Below are 24,806 nucleotides of genomic sequence, written 5' to 3' on the forward strand. Positions count from 1 at the left end.
GAGAAAGAACATGTCCATTCCGCTCGATTATGAAGTCTTGCGCCTGATCTGGTGGGCGCTGCTGGGGGTGCTGTTGATTGGCTTCGCGCTGACCGACGGTTTCGATCTGGGAACGGCCGCGCTGCTGCCGTTTGTGGGCCGAACCGACGAAGAGCGCCGCATGGTGATCAACACCGTCGGGCCGACCTGGGAAGGCAACCAAGTATGGTTCATTCTGGGGGGCGGTGCCATCTTCGCCGCCTGGCCGTTCGTCTATGCGGTCAGCTTTTCCGGCTTCTACCTGGCGATGTTCCTTGTGCTGGCGGCGCTGATCCTGCGGCCGGTGGGGTTCAAATACCGCTCCAAGCGCCCCGGCTCCGGCTGGCGTTCGCGTTGGGACTGGGCGCTGTTCGTCGGCGGATTCGTGCCGGCTTTGGTGTTCGGCGTGGCGGTGGGCAACGTGCTGCTGGGTGCGCCCTTCCGGCTCGATAGCGACCTGCGCTCCTTCTACGACGGTACGCTGCTCGGCCTGTTCACGCCGTTCAGCCTGGTGGCCGGCCTGCTTTCGGTGGCGATGCTGGTGCTCCACGGCGCCGGCTGGCTGACACTGAAGGCGGAGGAGGGGCCGGTGGTTCAACGCGCACAGCGCTTCGGCACTGTCGCCGCAATTCTGTCCATCGCGCTGTTCGCGGCCGGGGGCGCCTTTGTGGCCTATGGCGACATGGGCTATCGACTGGCCGGCGTCGTCGATCCTAACGGGCCTTCAAACCCGCATCTGCTCGAAGCCGTGAAGGCGCCGGGCGCGTGGCTCGACAATTACGGCAAATACCCTTGGATGCTTACGGCGCCGCTGCTCGGCTTCCTCGGGCCGGTGCTGGCGCTGATCGGTATCCGCGGCCGGAACGGCATGCTGGTGTTCGCGGGTTCGTCACTGGCTAATGTGGGCATCATCGCCACTGTCGGCCTGTCCATGTTCCCGTTCATTTTGCCGAGCTCGATCGACCCGGCCTCCAGCCTTACCGCCTGGAACGCTTCGTCGAGCCACCTGACGCTGTTCATCATGCTGGTCTGCACGCTCGTGTTTCTGCCGATCGTGCTGGCCTACACCGCCTGGGTGTACAAGGTGATGTTCGGCCGCGTTACCGGGGAAGAGTTGCGGCTCAACCCGGACCTCTACTGAGGAGTAAACTCCATGTGGTATTTCGCTTGGATCCTGGGAACCTGCCTAGCCGTCGCGGTCGCTGTGCTAAACGGCATCTGGCATGAGTTCCATTCCGACCCGACATCGGACCTCACGGTTCTCGACTGAGGAGGGCACGAAACAAGGAAGGCGGGCATTCCGGTTGTCGGATCGCCCGCCTTTCGCGTTTAGGGGCATGCTTTACATCGGATCGCCGGCGGCCCGCCGTTCGAAGATCGCCGCCAGTTCGAGGTGCAGCCGCTTGTGGCGCTCGTTCGGAGCGCGAGTCGCGCGGTCGCGCTCCTGCTCCGCCCGCTCACGGAAATGGCTGGAAAGTGGCGCATGTTGCCGCGTGCTCATCGACCATTCCCGTGGATTGCGATTAGTTCGCAGCTAATGTGATGCGGAACACCCTCAAGTGCCATTCCGTAGAAATCAGGATAGGGGCGACATGGGTACGCGCTTGTCCTTGCTTGACGCGTGGGGCGGCGCGACGGGTGGTCGGAACCCATTCTGCTGCCGCTCCGTTTCAATGTCTCCATCCCTAGCGACAGGAGAACGCCTTGGAGCGGCTTATCGCCGATCTTCCCGGCTGGGTGACGAGCATTGCCCTGATCGCAGCGGCCGTCGCCGCCGCCTTGCTGGTCCACCGGTTCGCCCTTGCCATTGCTCGGCGCGCCGCGACGCACAGCAAGGGCCAGTTGGATGACATCCTGCTCCGTCGGCTGCACCGACCCGCACGGTGGCTGCTGGTTGCAATCGCGCTTTCGTTCGTCCAGCCTGGATTAGACCTGGGCACGAGTGGCACGCGCGCCTGGGCGCAGGCCGCCGGTCTGTTCGTCCCTGGCCTGCTCGGCTGGATGGCGGTGGCACTGCTCGGCGTGCTATTCGACTGGGTATTACTGCGCGCCGATGTGAGCGTGGCGGACAACCTGCGCGCACGTCGCCGGCGCACCCGCGCCTCGATCCTGCATCGCATCACCGTGTTCGTGGTACTGGCGATCACCTTCTGCCTGATGCTGATGAGCATCCCCAGCGTGCGCAGCATCGGCGTGACGCTGATCGCCTCGGCCGGCCTCGCCGCCTTGGCCGTGGGCGCCGCAGCCCAGCCTGCGCTCAAGAACCTGATCGCCGGCATCCAGATGGCATTTTCGGAGCCGATCCGGCTGGACGACGTCGTCATCATCGATGGCGAATGGGGGCGAATCGAAGACATCCGCCTGACTTATGTGGTGGTGAAGATCTGGGACGAGCGCCGTCTGGTCGTGCCCGTATCCAAGTTCTTGGAGAACAGCTTCCAGAACTGGACCCGAGAAACCAGCCAACTTCTCGGCAGCGTGTTCTGGTATCTCGATCCTGCCGCCGACATTCTCCGGCTGCGCGCCAAGTTGGAGGAACTGGTCAAGGCCAATCCGCGCTGGGACGGCCGCTTCTGCAACCTGCAGGTCACCGACACCAGGCCCGAGGCGATCGAGGTCCGCGGGCTGATGACGGCCAAGGATGCGTCGACCGCCTTTGACCTGCGCTGCGACATTCGCGAAGGGCTGCTCGCCTATATCCGGAGTGAGATGCCCGAGGCGCTGGTCCGCACCCGCGGGCTGCTCGACTTCACGCCTCGACCGGAAGCCGGGTCTCCGTCTCCATCGGGACGCTCCTGAGCTCGTCGGTAAACTTCTTGAGCCACCACATCACGTCCTGTTCGTCGACGCCCGCCTTCAGCGCCTGCCAGCGTTCGATCCGCTCCTCGAGCGACATGTTGAGCGCCTGGCAGATCGCGTCGGAGACTTCCTCTGCGCTATAGGGATTGACCAGCAGCGCCTGCTCCATCTGGATCGCGGCGCCGGCGAACTTGGAAAGGATCAGCACGCCGGGATCCTTCGGATCCTGCGCGGCGACATATTCCTTCGCCACCAGGTTCATCCCGTCGCGCAGCGGCGTGACGAGGCCGATCTTGGCCGCGCGGTACACGCCGGCCAGCACGTCGCGCGGATAGCCCTGGTTGACGTAGCGCAGCGGCACCCAGTCGAGATCGGCATGCGCGCCGTTGATCTTGCCTGACAGCCCCTCCAGCGTGTTGCGGATGCGCTGATAGGTCTCGACGGTCGCGCGCGACGGCGGCGCGATCTGGAGCAGATACACTTCCTTGCGCTGCTCAGGGTACGTGGTGAGGAAGCGCTCGTAGCCGAGGAACCGCTCCTCCAGCCCCTTGGAATAATCGAGCCGATCGACGCCGACGATCAGCGAACGGCCGACCGAACTGGTGCGCATCTGCTGATAGGTCTCGCGCGCGGAGTCGCTCTCGGCGAGCGCCGCGAACTCCTTGGCGTCGATGCCGATCGGGCAGGCGACCAGCTTGACGCTCTTCAGGCCGATGCGCAGCACGCCGTCGGGCTGGACCACCGCTTCCATCTCGGCACGGGCGAAATCGATGAAGGACTCCATCCATTCCTGGGTGTGGAAGCCGATCACGTCATAGGCGAACAGCGTCTCGATCAGCTCGTGCGCCTTGGGCAGGCTGGAGAGCAGCCGGCGCGGCGGCCAGGGGATGTGGAGGAAGAAGCCGATCCGGTTCTTGCAGCCCCGGCGGCGCAGTTCCTGGCCCAGCGGGAACATGTGATAGTCCTGCACCCACACCACGTCGTCCGGCTCGATCAGCGGGCGGACGGTGTCGGCGAAGCGCTCGTTGACGCGCTGATAGCCGCCGGCGAAGCCGCGCTCATATTCCGCCAGGTCGATCCGGTAGTGGAACAGCGGCCACAGCGTGCGGTTCGCATAGCCGTTATAATATTCGTCGATGTCCTGCTCTTCGAGGTCGACCGTCGCGGTGGTCACGCCCTCGCTGCGCTGCATGCTGATCTGACCGGTGAACTGGTCGGTCTGTTCGCCGGACCAGCCGAACCAGATCCCGCCATTTTCGCGCAAGGCTGCGGCGAGCGCGACGGCTAGCCCCCCTTGCGCGCCGGAGTTGGAGCCGTTGGGTGCGGTGACGCGGTTCGAAATGACGATCAGGCGGCTCAACGGATCGAACTCCAGGGTTTGCTCAGCAGGACGGCACAATTGATCATGCCGACCAGCGAGTAGGTCTGGGGATAATTGCCCCACAATTCCCCGGTCACGGGGTCGATATCCTCGGAGAGCAGGCCGGCGGCGGTGCGCCGGCCCAGCATCTCCTCGAACAAGGCGCGCGCTTCGTCGGTACGGCCGGTGATGTGCAGCGCTTCGATCAACCAGAACGTACAGAAGTTGAACGCGGTTTCGGGCAGCCCGAAATCATCCTCGGTATCGTAGCGCAGCATGGTCGAGCCGCGGCGCAGCCCTTCTTCCACCGCCTTCAGCGTGGAGACGAAGCGGGGATCGTCGGGCGCCAGGAATCGCATTTCCAGCAGCTGGAGCAGGCTGGCGTCGAGATCGTCGCCCGAGAAGGTGGCGGAGAAGCGATCGGTCTCCTCGCGCCACGCCTTGTCGAAGATCGTCGTGCGGATCGTGTCGGCGCGGTGCTGCCAGAAGTCGCGGCGCTCGGGCAGGTTCAGCACATGCGCGGCGTTGGCGAGCCGGTCGCACGCCGCCCAGCACATGGCCACCGAATAGGTGTGGACGCTCTGGCGGGTGCGCAGCTCCCACAGCCCGGCGTCGGGCGAGTCGTGATACTGCCAGGCACGTTCGCCGACGCGCTCCAGCGATTCGAAATCCTCGACGCTGGCGATGCGGTACAGTCGCTGGTCGAAAAAGGCCTGGACGTTGGACAGGACGATCTGGCCATAGGCGTCGTGCTGGACCTGCTCATAAGCCTGGTTGCCGACGCGCACCGGGCCCATGCCGCGATAGCCCGCAAGATCGAGCGCCTCGCGCTCCTCCAGCGTCGCCTCGCCCAGCACGCCGTAGAGCGGCTGGATATGGCCGCCGCGCGGCTCGGCCCGGGCATCGTCGACGATGTTGCGCAGATAGCCGAGATAGGTCTCCAGCACGTCGAGTGCGCCCAGCCGGTTGAGCGCCTGCACCGTGTAATAGGCGTCGCGGATCCAGCAGTAGCGATAGTCCCAGTTGCGCTGCGAGCCAGCATGCTCGGGGATCGAGGTGGTCAGCGCCGCCACGATCGCGCCGGTTTCCTCGTGCTGGCAGAGCTTGAGGGTGATGGCCGAGCGGATCACCACCTCCTGCCACTCCAGCGGAATGGCGAGACCGCGCACCCAATGCTGCCATTCGGTGGTGGAGTGGGTAAGCATATCGTCAATGGTTTCGGCAACGTCGCCGCTGAAGCTTTCGTCGGGCCCGAGGAAGAAGTGCAGGGGCTTTTCGACGCGGAACACCCGTTCCTCGTCGACCATGCCGACGGGCGCGGTGGTGGTGAGCCGCAGCGTCATCGGTTCGACCAGATAGCGCAGATGGTTGGAGCCGCCGATGCGCGTCGCGCAGGGCTTACCCCAGCCGCAGGTGGGCCGCAGCCTCACGCGGATCCGCGGGCTGCCCGCCACGGGCCGGACGATGCGCGCAAAGGCGACCGGGCGATAGACCCGGCCCAGCCGCTGAAAACGCGGGCAGAAATCGGTAACTTCGATCGCATTGCCGGCAGCGTCGCTGTGGCGGCTGACCAGGATCGGCGCGTTGCGCAGATAGCGCTGTTCGACCGACACCACACCTTCCAGCGCGATATCCCAAAATCCCGATTCCGGTTCTTCGCCGCCGACCAGCGCGGAGAACAGCGGATCGCCATCGACCCGCGGCACGCAACCCCACACAAAGCGGCCGGTACGATCGATCAGCGCGCTGACCTGACAGTTGCCGATGGGCCAGAGGTCCAGCGTGCTCATACCGTGACTCCGGTTGCCGCGGCGAGCCAGCCGAGAACATCGGCGACGCCGTCGATGCGGAACCGCGCATCGGTCGGGCGGGGAGGGCCGACCAGAACGCCCGCGCCACCCAGGGCGGCCACCGCGGAAAAGCCGGGTTCGTCGGTAACGTCGTCGCCCAGGAACACCGGCCGGCCGGCCGCGAAGCGCGGATCGGCCATGAGCGTGCGGATCGCACTGCCCTTGTCGCCGCCGGGGCTGCGCACCTCGACCATCATCTTGCCGTGCTGGAGATACAGCCCGTGGTCGGCGGCAAGCGCTTCTCCCAGCGCAATCGCCGCGGCTTCATGTTCGGGGTTCAACCGGTAATGGATGGCGGCGCCGAGCGGCTTGTCTTCCAGGATCGCGCCGGCATGCGCATCGGTGAAGGCGCGCATCGCGGCGAGCGCCTCGACCAGCCCGGCAGGGCGATCGGCCCGCTCGCGGCGGCCATCGGACCATCGAAACTCCATGCCGTGGCTGCCGACGACCGAGGGCGGGCGATCACCGAACATCGCGGCAAGATCCTCGGCCGGGCGGCCGCTTACCAGCGCGAGCCGCCCCTCAAGCTTTTCTTCCAGCGCCGCGAGCATGTCGATCAGCATGGCGTCCATCACCACGCCATCTGGGCGATCGGCGAGTTCTACCAGCGTTCCATCGAAATCGAGGAACAGGCTGGCGGCATCGAGCAAATCCGCCGGCGGCGGCATCAGCGAAACAGGGTCCCGGTCGGGCATGCAACTCCTCATCGGCGCGCAGATTGGCGCGCGCCCCATGGATCGTTACGCGCGCACGCCCGATCCGTTCCCCCGATCGTCCGATTCATGCTGCACCTGCGTAGTGCCGAAGCGCTGCGAAAGGCCGTGATAAAGCCGTTCCCTGGAGACGCGCTGGGCAGTGAAATCTGCGATCAGCGCGGCGGCCAGCAGGGGCAGCATCAGCCCGCGGCTGGCCGTCGTCTCGGCGATGATGATGACGGCGGTGAGCGGGGCGCGGACCACGCCGGTGAAATAGGCGACCATGCCCAGCAGCACGATGGTGCCTCCCGGGGCAGTGGGGAACAGCGGGCGGATCAGATCGCCGACGCCGGCGCCGACCGAAAGCGAAGGCGCGAAGATGCCGCCCGGGATGCCGGCGACTGCGGTTGCGAGAGTCGCGACGAACTTGGCGGGGGCGTACCACCAGGGGATCGCTCCGCCGGTGATCGCGGTTCGCGCTGCGTCATAGCCCGTTCCCCAGGTGAGGCCGCTCGCGACGCCGATCAGCGCCACCACCAGTCCGCAGCCGGCGGCGTATGCCAGCGTGTGGCGGCGCATGGCGACCAGCGGGCGCCATCCCGATCCGCCCGCCGCCAGCATGGCCCGGGCGAATAGCGCGCCGGCAAGACCGCCAACCACGCCCGCCACCGGCGCAGCGAGGATCGCCTGGGCCAGCGGTAGCGTGCTGCGCATCGCGCCGAAATATACATAGTCGCCCGCGATGCCGAGGCTGGTCATGCCCGCGATCAGCACCGCTGCCATCACCAGCACGGCCATGCGCTGCTCATAGGCGGCAGCAAGTTCCTCGATCGCGAAGGCAACCCCGGCCAGCGGCGTGTTGAACGCCGCCGCGACGCCCGCCGCGCCCCCCGCGATATAGGCCGAGGCGCGGAGCCGCACGCGGGCGAAGCGATGGGCATAGCCCATGATCGAAGCGGCGACCTGCACTGTCGGGCCTTCCCGCCCGGTGGAAGCGCCCACCAGCACCGCGCCCACCGTCAGCGCCAGCTTGAGCAGCACCGTGCGCGCGGCGGTGAGGCTGGCCATCGCCGCTTCGGGATTTCGGGTGGCGGCCATGACCTGCGGGATGCCCGAGCCTATCGCATCGGGGGCGAAGCGCCGGGTCGCCCAGGCGAAGAGCGCGAAGCCGGCAGGGGTGAGCAGAACCGGCAGCCACCAGGCGCGCGCCGTGATCGAAGCGAACTGCCCCGCGGCCCAATCCGCGGCGATGGCGAAGGCAAGCGCCACCAGCCCGATGACGATGGCCCCACCCAGAAAGGCGATGCGCCGCCGCCACATCGGCGCCGTCGGCCCGTGCCGGCGTACGATCGCGCGCATCCGGCGGGCATTGCGGTGATGGTCCATCGTCTTCCTCGGCAGCGCCCCCGCTTCCGCCGCCTTCCTTAACGTTGAACCCGCAAATGTCAGGACGCTATTTGCGCGTCAGTCCTCCAGCCAGGCGGCCACCCAGAACAGCGGCGCGTTCCAGTTGATCGCCACCTCGTTCAGGGCATAGGCGCCGATCTCGTCGGCCCAGCAGGTCTGGGGTGCGCATTTCCCCTTCAGCTTCGCCGCCACCGGATCGCTCATCGCCGTATCGTTCGGACCACCGGAGAGCACGCCGGGTGGCGGCCCCGGCAGTTTGGAATCCAGCACATGCGCCCAGAAGCGGTGATGCGGGTTGCGCAGCGGTCGCGTGCCATAGCCGCTAACATAGGATTGGCCGAGCGGATTGCGCCCGAGCACATAATCCATCGCGGAAACCAGACCTGGCCGATATTTGCCGTCGCCGGTCAGATCGCCGGCAACGCCGAGCAGCATCGCGTGGTTGAGGAGATCGCCGTTCGATCCCCAGGGATAGCCGACGGCGCGGTAGGCAAGGGCGTAGCCATTCTCGCGACGTTGGGCGAGGATGCGATCCGCACCGGCGATGACCGCCTGGCGGACGCGCTGCAGCTCGGCGGCGGTGAGCCCGGTCTTCACCGTGGCAAGCGTGATCGTGCCCAGCGGCGCGGTGGCGTTCCAGCCGGGTGCCCGCACCGTCTCGCCGAAATGGGGCGAGGCCGCCACGGCCTGGTGGAACGGTGCTTCGCCGGTGGTGGCGTAGAGTTCGGCGGCGGCCCAGTAGAATTCGTCGCTCAGGCTGGAATCGCCATAGCCGCCGCTGCCGGTGAAGCTGCTGGTGGCAAACACCTGCGGGTTGCGCTGCGCTGCCGCCCAAGCGCGCCGCGCGGCGGCGAGGCAGCGGGCCGCGAACGCATCGTCGATCCCGCGCCACAGCCGCGCGCACTGCGCCGCCGTGGCCGCGAGGTTGAGGGTCGCGCCGGTCGTGGGCGGATAGAGCAGCCGCTCCTCGGGATCGTTCTGCGGCGGCATCGGCAGCTTGGTCCAGGTGCGATCGGCGACCTTCTGGTGCGCCATTCCGCCGGCATCGATTTCCACAAAGGGTGGGAGCTGCGATCGGCCGAGCGGCCCGGTTGGCACGCTGGCGCGCACGCCGTCGGCGATCTGCATGCGGAGCAGAAACTCCATCTCCCAGCGTGCTTCATCGAGCAGATCGCTGACGCCGTTGCCCGATTCGGGGATACGCAGCGCCCCGTCCGGGAAGGCGGCCGGGCGGCGTTCATAGGCGTTCAGCAGCGTCCACAGCGCGATGCCGCCGTTGACGACATATTTCCCATGATCGCCGGCGTCGTACCAGCCGCCGGTTACGTCTAGCCGATAGTTGCAACCGGGCCAGCGCGTGCCGCGCTCGTCGGCGCCGGAAAAGCAGGCCGCCACTTCGGAGGCGTGGCCCGCTGGGCGCGCCCAGGCGGCGCCGGCGAAGCGTGCGTCGATCGGCAAACCGGCGCGCTGCTGGTAGAAGAAGTTCGCCGCGTCGCGCACCAGCGGCCGGTAGACATTCTCCGCGATGGTGAAGCGATCGCTGGTCACGCCGGCAACCGACAGACGGTACCCGCTACCCGCACGCCGGAACCCTGAAAAGTCGATCCGCTGGACCACCGCACCCGAACTTGCATCGGGCCCGTACACCATGGTCTCGCCCGTTCCGACAGCGTTGCCATTCGCGTCCAGCAACTGCCACTTCATGGGCTCGGCGCCCGCGCCGCGCAGCACGGCGAGCTTCACGTCGCTGGGTTCGAAGCCGAGTTGATTGACATCGATAACCGGCTGCTGCTGCTGCGCACATGCCGGGCTCGCCGCCACCAAGGCAGCGAGCAGCCACGTCTTTTCCATCCGCATCCTGCTCCCCTGTCGACCTATTTGCCGTTCCCGGGCGCGTGCGGCGTCCGGATCGCCTGATAATAGCCAAGCGGGTGCGGCGGAGCCAGATGCCCCGCGGGCAGCGGCCGCTTCGCGATGGACTGGAAATAGGCGATCGAGGCGTCGCGCCACCACTGCGCTTCCTCGCGCTGGATGGCGAGGAAATCGCGCACCTCCGCCCAGCGTCGTGCGTCGATCTTGCCTTCCAGCGCGGCCCAGCGGCGTTGCATGGCCTCGACCGATGCGATGCCGGCATCATAGTGCGCGACGAGGCTGTTCCACAGCGTTTCGCCCGAGCGCATCCGGTGATCCCAGGGCACATGGTGGAACCAGAGCAGCAGGCTGTCCGGCACGGTCTTCAGGTCGCCCCAGCGTTTGGCGACTTCGGGCGCATATTGGCCGAGCGCGTTGGTGCCGCTGGGCGTGCGATCGAAGCCGATGCCGTTCGCATCGGCACGGTGATAATAGGCAGGATTCCATTCGGGCCGCGCGAGATCGGACACCCAAGGGGCGGGGCCGTAATGATGCCCGGTCGCCATCAGGTGGCCGAGGCCCAGCGGCGTCATATAGTTCACCACTGCCTCACGCGATTCCATCATCATCGAAACGATGGGATCGACCACGGTGGGATCGGGGCTCCAGGTGAGCCGGGCCCAGTCGCGGGCAATGTCTTCTGCCTGGGCGTTTGGATCCCAGGCGAAGCGGCCATAGGCATACCAGTTCGCCTGATCGAACTGCGATCCGCTCCAGTTGATGTCGGTGCCGATGTTGGCGACGCCGGCCATCCCGGTAAGTGCCTGGGGATTGACCGGCGTTTCCAGCAGCTTGGCGACGGTGCTGCCCTTGCGCGGCCGGAAGGTGTCGCTCTCCAGCACCTCTTCCCACATCGTGCCCAGATAGGCGAGGTGGGTCGCGAAGCCGAGATATTCCTTGGTGATCTGCACTTCCAGCATCAACGGCGTCTTCGGCATCGCGCCGAACAGCGGATGGAAGGGCTCGCGCGGCTGGAAGTCGATGGCGCCGTTCTTCACCTGGAGCAGCACGTTTTCGCGGAACTTGCCGTCCAGCGGCTCGAACTCGTCGTTCGCCTGCTTGTGGCGATCGGCGTCGTTATGCTCCGAATAGACAAAGGCCCGCCACATCACGACGCCGCCATGCGGCGCCAGCGCATCGGCGAGCATGTTGGCGCCATCGGCATGGTTGCGCTTGTAATCCGACGGACCCGGCTGCCCTTCCGAATTGGCCTTGACCAGGAAGCCGCCGAAATCGGGGATGACGGCGTAGATCTCGTCCGCCTTGGCTTTCCACCAGGCGCGCACGGCGGGATCGAGCGGATCCGCCGTCTTCAGCCCGCCGATTTCGATCGGCGCGGAGAAACGCGCGGTGAGATAGACGCGAATGCCATAAGGGCGGAACACCGCGGCAAGCGCCTTTACCTTCTGCAGATAGGGCGCCGTGAGGATATCGGCATTGGCGTTGACGTTGTTGGGCACCACTGCGTTGATGCCGATCGAGGCATTGGCGCGGGCATAATCAGTGTAGCGCGGGTCCGTATAGCCGGGCAGCTTCTGCCAATCCCAGAGCGACTGGCCCGAATAGCCGCGCTCGACCGAGCGATCGAGATTGTCCCAATGATCCAGCGCCCGCAGCTTCAGCTTCGGGGCATCGCGCACGTCCAGCGCGTCGATCGGCGCGCGCAGCTGGAGCAGCTTGAGCAGGCGGAAGCTGCCGTAGAGAACGCCGACATCGCTGTTCGCGGCGATCAGGATCACCCGCGCGCCGCCGATCGTCACCGATCGGATCAAGAAGCCTTCGCGGCCGAGGTCTGCCAGCGGCAGGTTCAGCCCGGCCAGCAGCGGCGACCCCACCGTCGCCAGCACGATGCCGCCATTGCCCTCCACCCGGGAGGCATGGCGCGGCGCCGTGCCGAGCATTCCGGCAAGACCGCGATCGAGCTCCTCCTGCGCCACGGCCAGGGTCGGGCGGGTCGCGTCGGCGACCACATAGCGGAGGTGCGGCGACACGCGCTGCGATTCGGCCGATGCGAGCGGCGCATAGCGCAGCCAGAGATCATAGCCGGTTTCGGCATGCCCCTGCTGGGCGAACGCCATTGCCAACGAGATTGCGAGTATCGATCGTAGAAAACGCCACACGGCTTCACTCTCCTGACGCGCGATTCTTTGCCGCCGTTGACAAGGCTGTAGCAGCCCGAACATGGTACCGCTACCAAGGAAGCGGCGCCGGCAGCGGCGCGCGACAGCAGGAGAGGGCGATGACCAAGAGCAAGGCAACGCGGCGCGAGGTTCTGGGCGGTGCCGGGGCGATGGCCGCGACGCTGCCGATCCAGGCGCATGCGGCGCGCGCGATTCCCGGCCTCAATACGATCGCCGGGCAGCGGGGGCTGCGGTTCGGATCGGCCTTTGCCTGGAGCCCGCCCGGCGCCGATGCGGGCAGCTTCGCCAACCCCGCCTATGCGGCCCTGCTCCAGCGCGATTGCGGGATCCTGGTGGCGGAAAACCAGATGAAATGGCAGGCGATCCGCCCGAGCGCCGACGGCTTCGATTTCAGCCGGTTCGATGCGATGCTCGACTGGGCGGAAGCGCACCGCATGGCGATGCGGGGGCACACGCTGCTGTGGCACAAATCCGAATATTTCCCGCGCTGGCTGAACAACCATGATTTCGGCGCGGCGCCGCTGCGCGAGGCCGAACGGGTGCTCGATACGCATGTCCGCACGGTCTGCGGGCGCTATGGCAGGCGGATCGGCAGCTATGACGTGGTGAACGAGACGGTCGACGAGAAGACCGGCGACCTGCGCGACACCAGCCTGTCCCGCGCGTTCGGCGGTACCGTGCCGATGCTCGACCATGCGTTCCGCACGGCGCGCGCCGCCGCGCCGCACGCCCAGCTGGTGTATAACGACTATATGAGCTGGGAGCCCGGCAACGAGAAGCATCGCGCCGGCGTGCTCCGCCTGCTTGAAGGATTTCGCAAGCGCGACGTGCCGGTGGATGCGCTGGGCGTGCAATCGCATATCGAGCCCAAGGGCGACGGCACGCCCGGCGAGATGTCGGCGCGGCAGGAAAAGCCCTGGCGCGCCTTTCTCGATACCGTGACCGCGATGGGCTATGATCTGGTGATTACCGAGTTCGATGTTGCCGATCAGCAACTACCCGGCGACTTTGCGACGCGCGACCGCATCGTGGCCGACTATGCCGGTATTTATCTGGACATCATGCTTGGCTATCCGCAACTACGGGATGTGCTCGCCTGGGGCATGTGTGACAAGTATAGCTGGCTGAACGGCTTCAAGCCGCGCCGCGACGGTTCGATGACTCGGGTGGCGCCCTACGACGCCCGGTTTCGTCCCAAGCCGCTGCACGACGCGATTGCCCGACAGCTGATGAAGGCACGGGCGCGCACCTGAGATCGGTACGCTCCCGTTCATATTCGGCGATTATACAAGGGGTGCAGCAACGGCCGGCGGCCGGCACTCCAGGGAGCAGGTCCATGGCCGCAGCGGCCCCAACACAGGAAGGATCCAGCGGCGGTGGCGACGTCCCGCCGATCAGCCTCGATGTGCCTGCCCTGTTCGCGCATGCCGAGACGCTGGCGCAGGCGCATGCCCGGGCTCCGGTGGCGGCGGCGGGCGCCGCGTTCCGCCAGCGACTGCTGGAACTGGCGCGGACCAGCGCCCAGCGCAGCATGATCGCGCTGCAGGGCGCCGATCTGGAGCGGCGCGCCCGCGCCGGCCGGATCCGCACCTTCGGCGACGAGCGGCCGGCGGATATCCTGTTCGATCTCGCGCAGCCGCTGGCGGCTTGGTGCGCCGAGGGCCGGCATGTGGAAGCCAACATCGTCGCCAACCGCTATCTGGACGTATCGCCGCAGGGCGCAGCGGGCTGGGGATTGCTGCCGCTGATGCTGGCCCTGCACACCGAAGATCCGGAGGCGGCCGATCGGATGCTGACCCCCAGCGCGCCGCAGCTCATCGTGATCGGCGGGCTTTCCGGCACGGGCAAATCCAGCCTCGCGCGCCTGCTGGGTGGGCATCTGGGCAGGCGGCCCGGCGCGCGGGTGCTCCGTTCGGACGTGTTCCGCAAGCGGGTGAACGGGCTTCCGCCGGAAACGCGGCTGCCGGCGCGGCTCTACACCGCGCGAAGCAATGCCGACACCTATGAGGCGATGTTCGAATCGGCCGACGATCATCTAGCCTGCGGCACGACGGTGATCCTGGACGCGGTGTTCCTGAACCGTAGCGAACGCGAGGTGGCCGAAGCGCTGGCGCAGCAGGCGCGAGTGCCGTTTACCGGGATCTGGCTGGAAGCGCCGGAAGGCGATCGGCTTGCGCGCGTCGCCGGGCGGACCAGCGATGCGTCCGACGCGACGGCGGCGGTGGTGCGCGAGCAGTCGCGGCGATCGGTGGGGGATCTGTTCGGCTGGCACCGGTTGCGGGCAAACCGACCGATGGAGCTGATCCTTCCTGCCGTGCGCGCGATCGTCGAACGCGGGCGGCGATAGCCGCGGCGTTTGCGGCGCGATTGGGGGCGGGCCGGCCGCCCCTTAGCCGTTAAACCTTTACCGCCTGCCGTCCGATGAAGGACGGTCCGTCGCCGGCCGCGTCGCCTTCCGTCGCGCAGAATAGGCCGTACATCGCCTCCAGCATGCGTCGGGCCTCCGGGCTGGCAAGCGAATAGAAGATCATCTGGCCGGCCCGGCGGGCAGAGACCATGCCTTCCCGGCGCAAGAGCGCCAGTTGCTGGGAGACAGCGGTGTCGCGGGCGCCGGTCAGCCGTGCGAGTTCGCCTACTGATTTCTCGCCATCAAGCATATGGCATAGCAAAAGCAGGCGGCTGCGGCCGGACAGCGCTTTCAAAAACTGCGACGCGCGGTCGATTACATCGATCATTTCGTCTTTCACAGCGACTATGGCTATGCGTCCGCGCCAAACCACGCAAGCTGTCATAGTGTGGAAAGACAAGGATTTTTCTAAACTTGCATCAAGATTCGGCTGCAAACCTTTGCATCATCCTTGCCGCTTCACGGGCATGGAGGCCCTGCGTACCGGCACTTCGGAGAAGCACCTTGCACCCTTGCGTCAATCGTGCGGTTTGCTTGGGCCTGAGCGGCGCGATCAGGCTGCCGCGCGAGCCGTGCCGACGCGCCCGCTGCGCTCCAGCTTGCCCCAGCCGACCCACCAGCCGCCCACCGCAGAGCCGATTGCGCGGAGCACGACCCAATACATCAGCTGGCGATAGACGAAGCGCTGCGCCACCAGCAGCAACGCCGGATAGCGGATGCGCCGGCTGTTGAGGCGATAGGCGACCCATCCGCACCCGACATCGATAGCAGTGAAGGCGATCCAGTAGAGGCCCATGGCGCCGACATCCCCGCGCGTCTGTTCCCAGCCATGCTGGGCGATGCGCACCGCCGTTGCGAACACCGCGGCGACCAGCGCGATATCGATCAGCGGCGAGATGGCGGCGAACACGATCTGGAAGATCCAGGCCTGGGGCAGCCCGATCCAGGCAAGCCCGCGTGCCTTGCTGTCGCGATAGAGGCCGCGATGCTTCCACAGGCACTGCAAGGTGCCGAACGCCCAGCGATAGCGCTGCTTGGCCAGCGCGCGGAAGCTTTCCGGCGCTTCGGTCCAGGCGACCGCATCGGGATCATAGGTGACACGCCAGCCGGCGCGTTGGATCGCGATGGTGAGATCCTGATCCTCCGCCAGCGTGTCTTCGGGATAGCCGCCGACCGCGTCGAGCGCCGCCCGGCGCCAGGCGCCGACCGCGCCGGGCACGACCGTGATGGCGTTGAACCCGGCGAGCGCGCGCCGCTCCAGATTCTGCGCGGTGATATATTCCACCGCCTGCCAGCGAGTGACCAGGTTGATGCGGTTGCCGACCTGGGCGCTGCCCGCGACGGCGCCGAGCTGCGGATCGACGAACCAGCGCGCGAGCCGGCCGATGGTCTCCGGCTCGAAATGGGTATCGGCGTCAAGCGCGATGATCACGTCGCCCTTGGCTTCCTGCAGCGCGCGGTTGAGCGCGGCCGCCTTGCCGCCGTTCTGCAGGGTGAGCAGGGTGACGCGCGGATCGTCGCCGAAGGCTGCGGCGACGATGGCGCTGGTGCGGTCCTTCGAACCGTCATCGGCGACGATCAATTCGATCGCGGGATAGTCGCTGGCCAGAACGCGCCGCACCGAGGCCTCGATCACCCGTTCCTCGTTATAGGCGGGGATGATTACCGAGACGCTCGGCGTATAGGCCGGCGGCGTGCCGTTTTCGCGGCTGCGCTGGCGCAGCGCGAGTGCGGCGAGGATCACCGCGCGGGCGATGCCCAGCGCGATCGCAATGAAGAACATCCAGCGCAGACCCGAGGCGATCGCCGCCAATACAACGAAGATCGCGACGTCCGCGCGCACCGCCAGCAGATCGCTGCCGCCAATGGGGGGCATCACCGCATCGTAGGACAGCCCGGCTAGCTTCGACACCGGTACGAACGTATAGCCCCGTGCGCGCAGCTCGGCGATGATGCGGGGCAGGGCTTCCACCGTCTGCTCGCGATTGCCGCCGCCGTCGTGCAGCAGGATGATGTTCGCGGAATAGTCCGGCCGCGCGCCTTCGACGTCGCTCACCGCCCGGTTGACGATCTCGTCCACGCCGGGGCGCTTCCAGTCGTCCGGATCGGCATGCAGGCCGACGACGGTATAGCCCTGCTTCTGCGCGACCAGCGCAGGATCGAGTTCGTCGGCGGTGGTCGGCTCGGCGTCGCCGAAATAGGGCGCGCGGAACAGCCGCATGCCCCGGCCGGTATAGGCCTGTACCAGCCGCTGCGTAGCGTTCAGTTCCAGCGCGGTGCTGGCAGCCGAGGTGGTGGCGAGATTGGGGTGGGTATAGGTGTGGTTGCCCAGTTCATGCCCCTCCGCCACCAGCCGGCGGAGCAGCAGCGGGTGCTGCAACGCATTCTCGCCGACGATGAAGAAGGCGGCGGGCACCTGCGCTTGCTTAAGCACATCCAGGATGCGGGGCGTGTAGGTGGGATCGGGCCCGTCGTCGAACGTCAGCGCCACCTGTTTCGCCTGGGCGCCGGTGCGCACCACCACATAGGGCGTGGGGAGCACGGGATAGGTTACGTCGCGGATGATGTGGGCGGCATCGAAGCTGATCGCGCGCTGTCCCACCGTGGGCGTGGCGGTGATGCGCAGGATCTCGCCCGATCCTTCCACGTCGACCTCGGTTGCCGGCACGATGCGGCTCAGATCGGGCACGCCGCCATGGCGATAGGCGAGCAGCGCCGTCCAGATGCCGGCATCCTCGGTGCCGAGCCGCCACAGCGCGACGCTGCCGATGCCGGCGGCGCGCACGGCCTGCAGCTGGTTCCAGCTGGCCGCGGCGTCGACCATCCAGATTTCGTGATGCTCGCCATCTTCGGTGTAGGCGAAGGCGCTGTTGCCGCTGCTCTTGTCGAATGTGACGCGGGCGTCGCTGTCATGTGCGGCGGACCAGGCCTCTTCGATGCTCAGCGCATCCACCTGGGTGCCGTGCCAATCATAGGCATAGCTGGCGAGCGCGACGATCAGCTTGTCCGTACCCACCTGTGCCACGGCGCTGCGCAGCTGATCGACGAACCAGGGCTGCGGCGCGATGGGCCCGGCGGTGCCGCCCTGCCAATGCTCGTCATAGTTCATCAGGATCACGCGATCGGCGACCGCCGCGAAGCGCTTGAGCTTCCAGCTCGCATCGCCCGCCGGCACGGTGACGGCCAACAGCTTGTCCTTCGGCATCGCTGCGTTGATTTCGGCAAGCAGCTGGAGATAACCGGGCAGCGCTTCGGCAGGCAGGCTTTCGAAATCCAGCACCAGCCCGGCCTGCTGCCGCGCCTTCACCTCGCCCGCCAGATCCCGGGCCAGTTTGGCGCGCGCGGCGGGGCTGGCCATCAGCCGCGCGGCACCGGCGCCGTCCCAGCCGTCATCGGAGACGTTCTGCACCATCGGCAGCACGCGGGCGGGCCGGCGTGCGCCGGCGAGGATGGTCGTCAGCCGTGGATCGTCGGTCACCTGCATCTTGTGATCGGCGCCGGTGACCGAGATCAGCGCGGGCACCACCCAATCCAGATCGCCGATGTTGCGACGGAGCGAATCCGCGCTTGCCTGATCCCAGGGCACATAGAAGCCGATGGTCAGCGGCGCGCCCGGCCGCTTGGAGGTGCCGCCGGGAAGCCAGCTGCGCCGCCGCGGCTCGCCGCGGGCGCTCAGCGAACGCAATTCGGCGGGCTTGGCGTTTTCCCAGCGCACCGGCAGATCCTGCGCCGGGGGGACGTTCACGATCGTCGCCGCGAAGATCACCGCCGTCAGCAAAATCCCGAGAAGGAGCATGACGACGCTTCGGATCGCCCAGCGCTTGCGGATGCCGGTGGGGTCGAAAAAGACGGGAGGCGACATCGGGGAGCAATCTTTCGCGAACGAAAAATCCCTGCACGCGGCAGGGACACTCCCGTCTTATAGAAGCTGCGATGAACCGAAGCTATACCACCGCCGATCCGTAATGACCGCAGGTGGCGCGGTTCGGCGGCTTACACCGCGCTGCTGAACCGCACCGGCGCCGGCCCGCGATAGGCATCGAGCGCGCTTGCGATCACCCGGGCATAGGGCAGGGCATCGGGCGCGAGCATCAGCACGCTGCCCTCCCAGCGGACCAGCTTCAAGGCCGCGAACGGCGCGAGCCGGGCGGCAATCGCGCCGCGATCGTGAATTGCCGCCAGATCGGCGCGGCCCTGGCACAGCAGTTCCTCGATCGCGGCGGCGCGCCATTGGTCGTCGATCGACCGGCGGAGCCCGCGCGCGGCAGCGAACCGGCCGGCGGCGACGGCCATGTGCCAGCGGCCGGCATTCTTCTCGTTCTGCAAGAGCCTGTCGGGGAACTGGCTGATCGCGCTGGCGCCCAGGCCGATCAGAATGTCCGATTCATCCTCGGTAAAGCCTTGAAAGTTGCGGCGGAGCCTCGCTTCGCGCGCGGCGATCGCCAGCGCGTCGCCCGGCACGGCGAAATGATCGAATCCCACCGGCGCATATCCCGCGCCGACGAGCCGGGCATGGGCGAGTGCCGCCTGTTCGAACCGCTGGCGCGCATCCGGGAGCGCGGCCGCATCGATCCGCCGCTGACGCGGGATCAGGTGGGGCACATGGGCATAGCCGAACACCGCCATCCGATCGGCGCCAAGGGCGATGCTTTGGTCCAGCGACGCTTCCAGCAGGTCCGTGGATAGGCCGGGGAGCCCGTACATCAGATCGAAGTTGATCGATGCGACTCCGGCCCCGCGCAACAGGCGGACGGCGGCGGCAATGTCTTCCCGGGGCTGTATACGCCCGATCGCCGCCTGGATGGCCGGATCGAAGGTCTGCACCCCCAGACTTGCCCGCGAGACTCCGGCGGCCCCGATGGCGGCCGCCCAATCGGCATCGAAGCCGCGCGGATCGATTTCCACCGACAGCACGGGCGCGTCGGCCCCGAACGCCGACTTCGCCTGGGCGACAAGCCGCGCGAACGCTTCCGCCGCGATCGCGTTGGGGCTGCCGCCGCCGAACGCGATTCGCCCCACCTTGCCACGCCCGTCCAGCCGGCGGGCTACCAGTTCGATTTCATCCGACAGCCGCGCCAGATAGGCATCGAGCCGGGCGGTGCGGTTGGCGGCGCCGGTATTGCAGCCGCAATACCAGCAGATCTCGTGGCAGAAGGGGATATGGAGGTAGAGCGACAACTCGGCCTCGGGCGCGACCCGATCCAGCGCGGTGGCCATATCCTGCGGGCCGATGGCGTCGTTGAACTCCGCGGCGGTGGGGTAGCTGGTGTAGCGCGGCACCGGCGTGGCGAGCAGATCGGGGTGATAGGTCCACATGCGCTGATCGCATGGCGCGTGGGCGCCCCCGCGTCGCTTGGGAAAGTTCCGTAGTCTTGCCGGTAAGGGCTGCCGGCGATAGGCGATGGCGATGCAACTGGACGACCAGCTCCTCCGCTATTTCGGTACGCCCGATCTTGGTGCCATCACCCCGCCGGCGCTTGCCGCCGGTATCGAGCGGATGAAGGTCGATCTCGGCCTGGAAACCAATCCCGGGCATCGATTTGCGCTCTGGGCCTTGCTGTTCATGTTCGGCAGCGCGCCGGATCTGGACGCGACGTTCGAAGACGAAGCTGAGCGCGAAGCCGCCCGGAACTTCATGGATCTGTCGGACCGGCAAGATTGATCACGCAAGTGAACCTACAGAGGTTGACGTAGATTGCCTGTTACGATGTGTTTCCAGTATCCGGGTCAGTATTGACTCGAATCAATATTCGTGGCGCGTTTTGATTTCCGCTGTAGAGGAGATCGTTGATGCGACGGATTGGGGCTTTAACCGGGACAGTTGCAGCAATCACCTGGCTGTGTTCAGCGACACCAGCTGGCGCGGTCGAGATAGACTGGGTCGGTTTCGAAAACTGCATCTTCAGTTGTTACGAAGCGTTCCCCGGCCGCGAACGCGATTGCGACTTTTCATGCCAGAAGGCGTTTGGCATCGATACCGGTGAGGGCTATACTGGCGACGGACGTGGCACCGAGATCGATATTCCTTGGTACGTTCCGATCGTGAAATGTGGCGATTCCACCCTTGTGGGCCTTTGCAGCAGCGCCTGACGCAGGCAGCGTGCCGCTCCCCGGCATCGCGCCCGGGGGCGGCGCTATCATGTCCGCTTTCTGACGCGTTTGCTTGAACGCTGAACTCCCTCGGCTTGCCGGCGGAGGATATGGATCCTGATCCTTGGTTCGCTTTTCTTTCCCCGCCTGACCCCATAGTATCGCATGTATTCGAGGTCGCTGGACGGCGCGGATGGAACCGCGCCTGTAAAACCGCATTGGTTTCGCATGATGGAAGCGAGAAGGGGACAGCAATGGACGATGTGGCCGCAATCGGCATGTCGCGGCGAGGCATGTTGATCACGGGCGCCGCGTGCGCCGCGACGCATGCCCTTCCCGCCGGCGCAAGCGAACGACAGCAGGGACCTTCCGCGGCGCCGCCCGTCACTCCGGTACGCCTGACCGTGAACGGCAGCGACAAGGAACTAAGTCTCGATCCCCGCACCACGTTGCTGGATGCGCTGCGTGAGCATCTGCACCTTACCGGCACAAAAAAGGGCTGCGATCACGGGCAGTGCGGCGCGTGCACGGTGATCGTGAACGGTCGTCGCATCAATTCCTGTCTCAGCCTTGCGGTGATGCACGAGCGCGACAGCGTGACCACGATCGAGGGGCTCGGTACGCCGGAGAAGCTCCACCCGATGCAGGCCGCGTTCGTGAAGCATGACGGCTATCAGTGCGGCTACTGCACGCCTGGCCAGATCTGCTCGGCGGTGGCGGTGCTGGAAGAGATCCGCGCGGGATCGCCCAGCCATGTCACCGCTGACCTCACCGCCGCGCCACCGCTGAGCGAGGCCGAGATACGCGAGCGCATGAGCGGCAATATCTGTCGCTGCGGCGCCTATTCCAACATCGTCGAGGCGATCCGCGAAGTCGCAGGGCGGAGGCAGGCATGAAGGCGTTCACCTATAGCCGGGCGAGCAGCGCGGCCGATGCTGCGGCGCAGGCCGCCAGGACGCCGGGCGCGAAGTTCATCGCGGGTGGCACCAACCTGCTCGATCTGATGAAGCTGGAGATCGAGGCGCCGACGCATCTTATCGACGTCAACAAGCTCGCGCTCGACAAGATCGAGGCGACGCCGGCGGGCGGACTGCGCATCGGCGCGCTGGTGCGCAACACCGACCTTGCCGCCGACAAGCGCGTCCGGCGCGATTATGCGGTGCTGAGCCGCGCAATCGTCGCGGGTGCTTCCGGCCAGTTGCGCAACAAGGCCACGACGGCGGGCAACCTGCTCCAGCGCACCCGCTGCCCCTATTTCTACGACACGAACCAGGCGTGCAACAAGCGCAAGCCCGGTAGCGGCTGTGCGGCCATTGGCGGATTCAGTCGCCAACTGGCGGTGATCGGCACCAGCGAGGCCTGCATCGCCACTTATCCCGGCGATATGGCGATCGCGATGCGGCTGCTCGACGCCCAGGTGGAAACCGTGAGGCCCGACGGCACCACGCGCGCCATTCCGATCGCGCAGTTCCATCGGCTGCCGGGCGATGCGCCGCACCTGGACAACACGCTGCAGGCAGGCGAGCTGATCACCGCGGTGACGCTGCCCAAGCCTTTGGGCGGCAAGCATTTCTACCACAAGGTGCGCGACCGCGCTTCCTATGCCTTCGCGCTCGTTTCCGTCGCGGCGGTAGTGCAGAAGGACGGCACCGGTCGCTTCGCGCTGGGCGGTATGGCGCACAAGCCGTGGCGCGTCGAAGCCGCCGAGGCGGCGCTGCCGAAAGGCGCCCCTGCCGCGATGAAGATCGCGCTGGCCGGTGCCACGCCGACGCAGGACAATGCGTTCAAACTGCCGCTGGCCGAGCGCACGCTCGCTGCGGTGCTGAGCGAAGCAAGGGGCTGAGCCATGAAGTTCGATACCCCCGCCACGACCAATCCAATCGATCGGTTGAAGGTGGTCGGCAAGCCGACCGACCGGATCGACGGCCCGTTGAAGACGACCGGCCGGGCACCCTATGCCTATGAACGGCACGACGCGGTGCAGAACGCAGCTTATGGTTACGTCCTTGGTTCCGCCATCGCCAAGGGCCGGATCACCAGCATGAACCTGGCCGATGCCGAAGCTGCGCCGGGCGTGCTGGCGATCGTTACCGCCGAGAATGCGGGCAAGCTCACCAAGGGCAATTTCAACACCGCCAATCTGCTCGGCGGCCCGGCAGTCGAGCATTACCACCAGGCGATCGCGCTGGTGGTCGCCGAGACGTTCGAGCAAGCGCGCGCCGCCGCGTCGCTGATCCGTGTCAGCTATGCACGCGACAAAGGGCGCTACGACCTGGCGGAGCAGTTGAAGGTCGCGCCGCTGAAGGGCGATAGCAGCGGCGAGGGGAGCGCGGCGCCTCCCGTCGACCGGACCGGCAATTTCGAAGGTGCGTTCACCGCTGCGGCGGTGCAGCTGGATGCGACCTACAGCACCCCCGATCACAGCCATGCGATGATGGAGCCGCATGCCTCCACCGCGGCTTGGGACGGCGACTCGTTGACGCTGTGGACGTCGAACCAGATGATCAACTGGGGCAAGGGCGATGTCGCCCGCACCCTTGGCATCCCGAAGGAAAAGGTGCGGCTGATCTCGCCGTTCATCGGCGGCGGTTTCGGCGGCAAGCTGTTCGTCCGGGCCGATGCGGTGCTGGCGGCGCTGGGCGCGCGCGCGGCGAAGCGGCCGGTGAAGGTGGCGCTGCAGCGTCCGCTGATCGCCAACAACACCACGCATCGGCCGGCGACCATCCAGCGCATCCGCATCGGTGCCGGCAAGGACGGGCGGATCAACGCGATCGCGCACGAAAGCGGATCGGGCGACCTGCCCGGCGGCGGGCCCGAAACAGCGGTTGCGCAGACTCGGCTGCTCTATGCCGGCGAGAACCGGCTGACGTCGATGCGACTGGCGGTGTTGGATTTGCCGGAAGGCAATGCGATGCGCGCGCCGGGCGAGGCGCCGGGCATGATGGCGCTGGAAATCGCCATGGATGAGATGGCGGAAAAGCTGGGGATGGACCCGATCGCTTTCCGCGCGCTGAACGATACGCAGGTGGATCCCGAAAAGCCGGAGCGGCCCTTCTCGCAGCGCAAGCTGGTGGAGTGCATGCAGATCGGCGCGGATAAGTTCGGCTGGGCCCGGCGCAGTCGCTTGCCCGGCAAGCTGCGCGACGGCCGCTGGATGATCGGCATGGGCATGGCAGCTGCATTCCGCAACAACCTGAACATGCGATCCGCCGCGCGGGTGCGGCTCGATGCCAAGGGCCGGCTTACGGTCGAAACCGACATGACCGATATCGGTACCGGCACTTATACCATCATCGCGCAAACCGCCGCGGAGATGCTGGGTCTGCCCCTGGATGCCGTGGACGTGCGGTTGGGTGATTCCAGCTTTCCCGTGTCTGCCGGTTCGGGCGGGCAATGGGGGGCAAACAGCTCTACCGCCGGCGTCTATGCCGCCTGCGCGGCGCTGCGCGACAAGGTTGCCGCCGCATTGGGCTTCAATGCCACCGATGCGGTGTTCGAAGACGGCAAGGTGCGCGCTGGCAACCGGAGCGTGGCGCTGGCCGATGCGGCGAAAGGCGGCGAACTCGTTGCCGAAGACGTGATGGAATATGGCGATCTCGCCAAGAAGCAGCAGCAATCCACCTTCGGCGCGCACTTCGTGGAAGTCGGCGTGGATGCAGCAACGGCCGAAGTGCGCATCCGCCGGATGCTGGCGGTGTGCGCGGCGGGCCGCATCCTGAACCCGAAATCGGCGCGCAGCCAGGTCATCGGCGCGATGACGATGGGGGCGGGCGCGGCGCTGATGGAGGAGCTGGCGGTCGACAAGCGCTTCGGCTTCTTCGTCAATCACGATCTGGCCGGATATGAAGTGCCGGTGCACGCCGATATCCCGCACCAGGACGTGATCTTCCTGGACGAAACCGACCCCACAAGCTCGCCGATGAAGGCAAAGGGCGTGGGCGAGCTCGGGATTTGCGGGGTTGGCGCGGCGGTGGCGAACGCCATCTACAACGCGTGCGGCGTGCGGGTGCGCGAGTATCCGATCACGCTCGACAAGCTGCTGCCGGGAATGCCGCAGTTCGTTTGACACCCTACTTGCCGGTAAGGCGCGGGGGCGGCCGGTGCCGCCCCCGCCATGTCATCGAACGG

Annotated in this window: 20 protein-coding genes; 10 read left to right on the forward strand and 10 right to left on the reverse strand. The window is 66.7% G+C overall.

The window, feature by feature from the left end; all coding sequences use genetic code 11:
- The first annotated feature begins 10 nt into the window (after positions 1-10).
- The gene (gene cydB, locus B215_RS0118745) at positions 11-1,159 is read left to right on the forward strand and encodes a cytochrome d ubiquinol oxidase subunit II (RefSeq protein WP_019371184.1); all 1,149 of its coding nucleotides are present in this window, start codon (positions 11-13) and stop codon (positions 1,157-1,159) included.
- A gap of 12 nt (positions 1,160-1,171) precedes the next feature.
- On the forward strand, positions 1,172-1,288 hold the full coding sequence (gene cydX / locus B215_RS21095; protein WP_082664522.1) for a cytochrome bd-I oxidase subunit CydX: 117 nt from the start codon (positions 1,172-1,174) through the stop codon (positions 1,286-1,288).
- A 72-nt stretch (positions 1,289-1,360) separates the two neighbouring features.
- Here cydX and B215_RS21460 read toward each other — a convergent pair whose 3' ends face one another.
- On the reverse strand, positions 1,361-1,519 hold the full coding sequence (locus tag B215_RS21460; protein WP_019371185.1) for a hypothetical protein: 159 nt from the start codon (positions 1,517-1,519) through the stop codon (positions 1,361-1,363).
- A 203-nt stretch (positions 1,520-1,722) separates the two neighbouring features.
- Between B215_RS21460 and B215_RS0118755 the strand changes: the two genes are divergently transcribed.
- A complete protein-coding gene (locus B215_RS0118755) occupies positions 1,723-2,817 on the forward strand; it encodes a mechanosensitive ion channel family protein (protein ID WP_019371186.1) in 1,095 nt (364 codons plus the stop codon).
- Here the strand turns inward: B215_RS0118755 and B215_RS0118760 are convergent.
- From B215_RS0118760 to B215_RS0118785, 6 genes are all read right to left on the reverse strand, one after another.
- Positions 2,768-4,177 (reverse strand): alpha,alpha-trehalose-phosphate synthase (UDP-forming), encoded by a 1,410-nt coding sequence (locus B215_RS0118760; RefSeq protein ID WP_019371187.1) that lies wholly within the window; start codon positions 4,175-4,177, stop codon positions 2,768-2,770. The two genes, B215_RS0118755 and B215_RS0118760, sit on opposite strands and share 50 nt — an antisense overlap.
- Positions 4,174-5,967 (reverse strand): glycoside hydrolase family 15 protein, encoded by a 1,794-nt coding sequence (locus B215_RS0118765; protein ID WP_019371188.1) that lies wholly within the window; start codon positions 5,965-5,967, stop codon positions 4,174-4,176. The genes B215_RS0118760 and B215_RS0118765 overlap by 4 nt, the downstream gene beginning before the upstream one ends.
- Positions 5,964-6,722 carry a trehalose-phosphatase gene (gene otsB, locus B215_RS0118770; RefSeq protein WP_019371189.1) on the reverse strand — a complete coding sequence of 253 codons (759 nt, stop codon included), beginning with the start codon at positions 6,720-6,722 and terminating at the stop codon, positions 5,964-5,966. The genes B215_RS0118765 and otsB overlap by 4 nt, the downstream gene beginning before the upstream one ends.
- A 45-nt stretch (positions 6,723-6,767) precedes the next feature.
- Complete coding sequence (locus B215_RS0118775; protein ID WP_019371190.1) at positions 6,768-8,108, reverse strand: chloride channel protein; 1,341 nt, start codon at positions 8,106-8,108, stop codon at positions 6,768-6,770.
- Between the two features lie 78 nt (positions 8,109-8,186).
- On the reverse strand, positions 8,187-9,980 hold the full coding sequence (locus tag B215_RS0118780; protein ID WP_019371191.1) for a glycoside hydrolase family 9 protein: 1,794 nt from the start codon (positions 9,978-9,980) through the stop codon (positions 8,187-8,189).
- A 23-nt stretch (positions 9,981-10,003) separates the two neighbouring features.
- The gene (locus B215_RS0118785; protein ID WP_019371192.1) at positions 10,004-12,118 is read right to left on the reverse strand and encodes an alpha-glucuronidase family glycosyl hydrolase; all 2,115 of its coding nucleotides are present in this window, start codon (positions 12,116-12,118) and stop codon (positions 10,004-10,006) included.
- A 161-nt stretch (positions 12,119-12,279) separates the two neighbouring features.
- Between B215_RS0118785 and B215_RS0118790 the strand changes: the two genes are divergently transcribed.
- Together B215_RS0118790 and B215_RS0118795 are read left to right on the forward strand one after the other, a co-directional pair.
- On the forward strand, positions 12,280-13,434 hold the full coding sequence (locus B215_RS0118790) for an endo-1,4-beta-xylanase (protein WP_026009413.1): 1,155 nt from the start codon (positions 12,280-12,282) through the stop codon (positions 13,432-13,434).
- 83 nt (positions 13,435-13,517) lie between these two features.
- On the forward strand, positions 13,518-14,528 hold the full coding sequence (locus B215_RS0118795) for an AAA family ATPase (RefSeq protein ID WP_019371194.1): 1,011 nt from the start codon (positions 13,518-13,520) through the stop codon (positions 14,526-14,528).
- A 49-nt stretch (positions 14,529-14,577) separates the two neighbouring features.
- On the opposite strand, the gene B215_RS0118800 is transcribed toward B215_RS0118795, so the two are convergent.
- The 3 genes from B215_RS0118800 to hemN form a co-directional block, all read right to left on the reverse strand.
- Entirely contained in the window at positions 14,578-14,928 is a 351-nt protein-coding gene (locus tag B215_RS0118800) for a helix-turn-helix domain-containing protein (RefSeq protein ID WP_019371195.1), read from the reverse strand.
- Between the two features lie 213 nt (positions 14,929-15,141).
- On the reverse strand, positions 15,142-18,450 hold the full coding sequence (locus B215_RS0118805; RefSeq protein ID WP_019371196.1) for a glycosyltransferase: 3,309 nt from the start codon (positions 18,448-18,450) through the stop codon (positions 15,142-15,144).
- A 131-nt stretch (positions 18,451-18,581) separates the two neighbouring features.
- Positions 18,582-19,904: an oxygen-independent coproporphyrinogen III oxidase gene (hemN, locus tag B215_RS0118810; RefSeq protein ID WP_019371197.1), complete on the reverse strand. Its 1,323-nt coding sequence runs from the start codon at positions 19,902-19,904 to the stop codon at positions 18,582-18,584.
- Between the two features lie 91 nt (positions 19,905-19,995).
- Between hemN and B215_RS0118815 the strand changes: the two genes are divergently transcribed.
- The 5 genes from B215_RS0118815 to paoC all read left to right on the forward strand — a co-directional run bounded on the left by B215_RS0118815 (position 19,996) and on the right by paoC (position 24,744).
- A complete protein-coding gene (locus B215_RS0118815) occupies positions 19,996-20,250 on the forward strand; it encodes a hypothetical protein (RefSeq protein WP_026009414.1) in 255 nt (84 codons plus the stop codon).
- Between the two features lie 128 nt (positions 20,251-20,378).
- Entirely contained in the window at positions 20,379-20,678 is a 300-nt protein-coding gene (locus tag B215_RS21465) for a hypothetical protein (RefSeq protein WP_152997949.1), read from the forward strand.
- 254 nt (positions 20,679-20,932) lie between these two features.
- On the forward strand, positions 20,933-21,574 hold the full coding sequence (gene paoA, locus B215_RS0118820) for an aldehyde dehydrogenase iron-sulfur subunit PaoA (protein ID WP_019371199.1): 642 nt from the start codon (positions 20,933-20,935) through the stop codon (positions 21,572-21,574).
- The gene (locus B215_RS0118825; RefSeq protein WP_019371200.1) at positions 21,571-22,521 is read left to right on the forward strand and encodes an FAD binding domain-containing protein; all 951 of its coding nucleotides are present in this window, start codon (positions 21,571-21,573) and stop codon (positions 22,519-22,521) included. Before paoA ends, B215_RS0118825 begins: the two co-directional genes overlap by 4 nt.
- A 3-nt stretch (positions 22,522-22,524) precedes the next feature.
- Positions 22,525-24,744, forward strand: coding sequence for an aldehyde oxidoreductase molybdenum-binding subunit PaoC (gene paoC / locus B215_RS0118830; RefSeq protein ID WP_019371201.1), 2,220 nt, complete (start codon positions 22,525-22,527; stop codon positions 24,742-24,744).
- The last annotated feature ends 62 nt before the right edge of the window (positions 24,745-24,806 follow it).

Source organism: Sphingomonas sp. ATCC 31555 (assembly GCF_000282895.1).
Lineage (GTDB): Bacteria > Pseudomonadota > Alphaproteobacteria > Sphingomonadales > Sphingomonadaceae > Sphingomonas.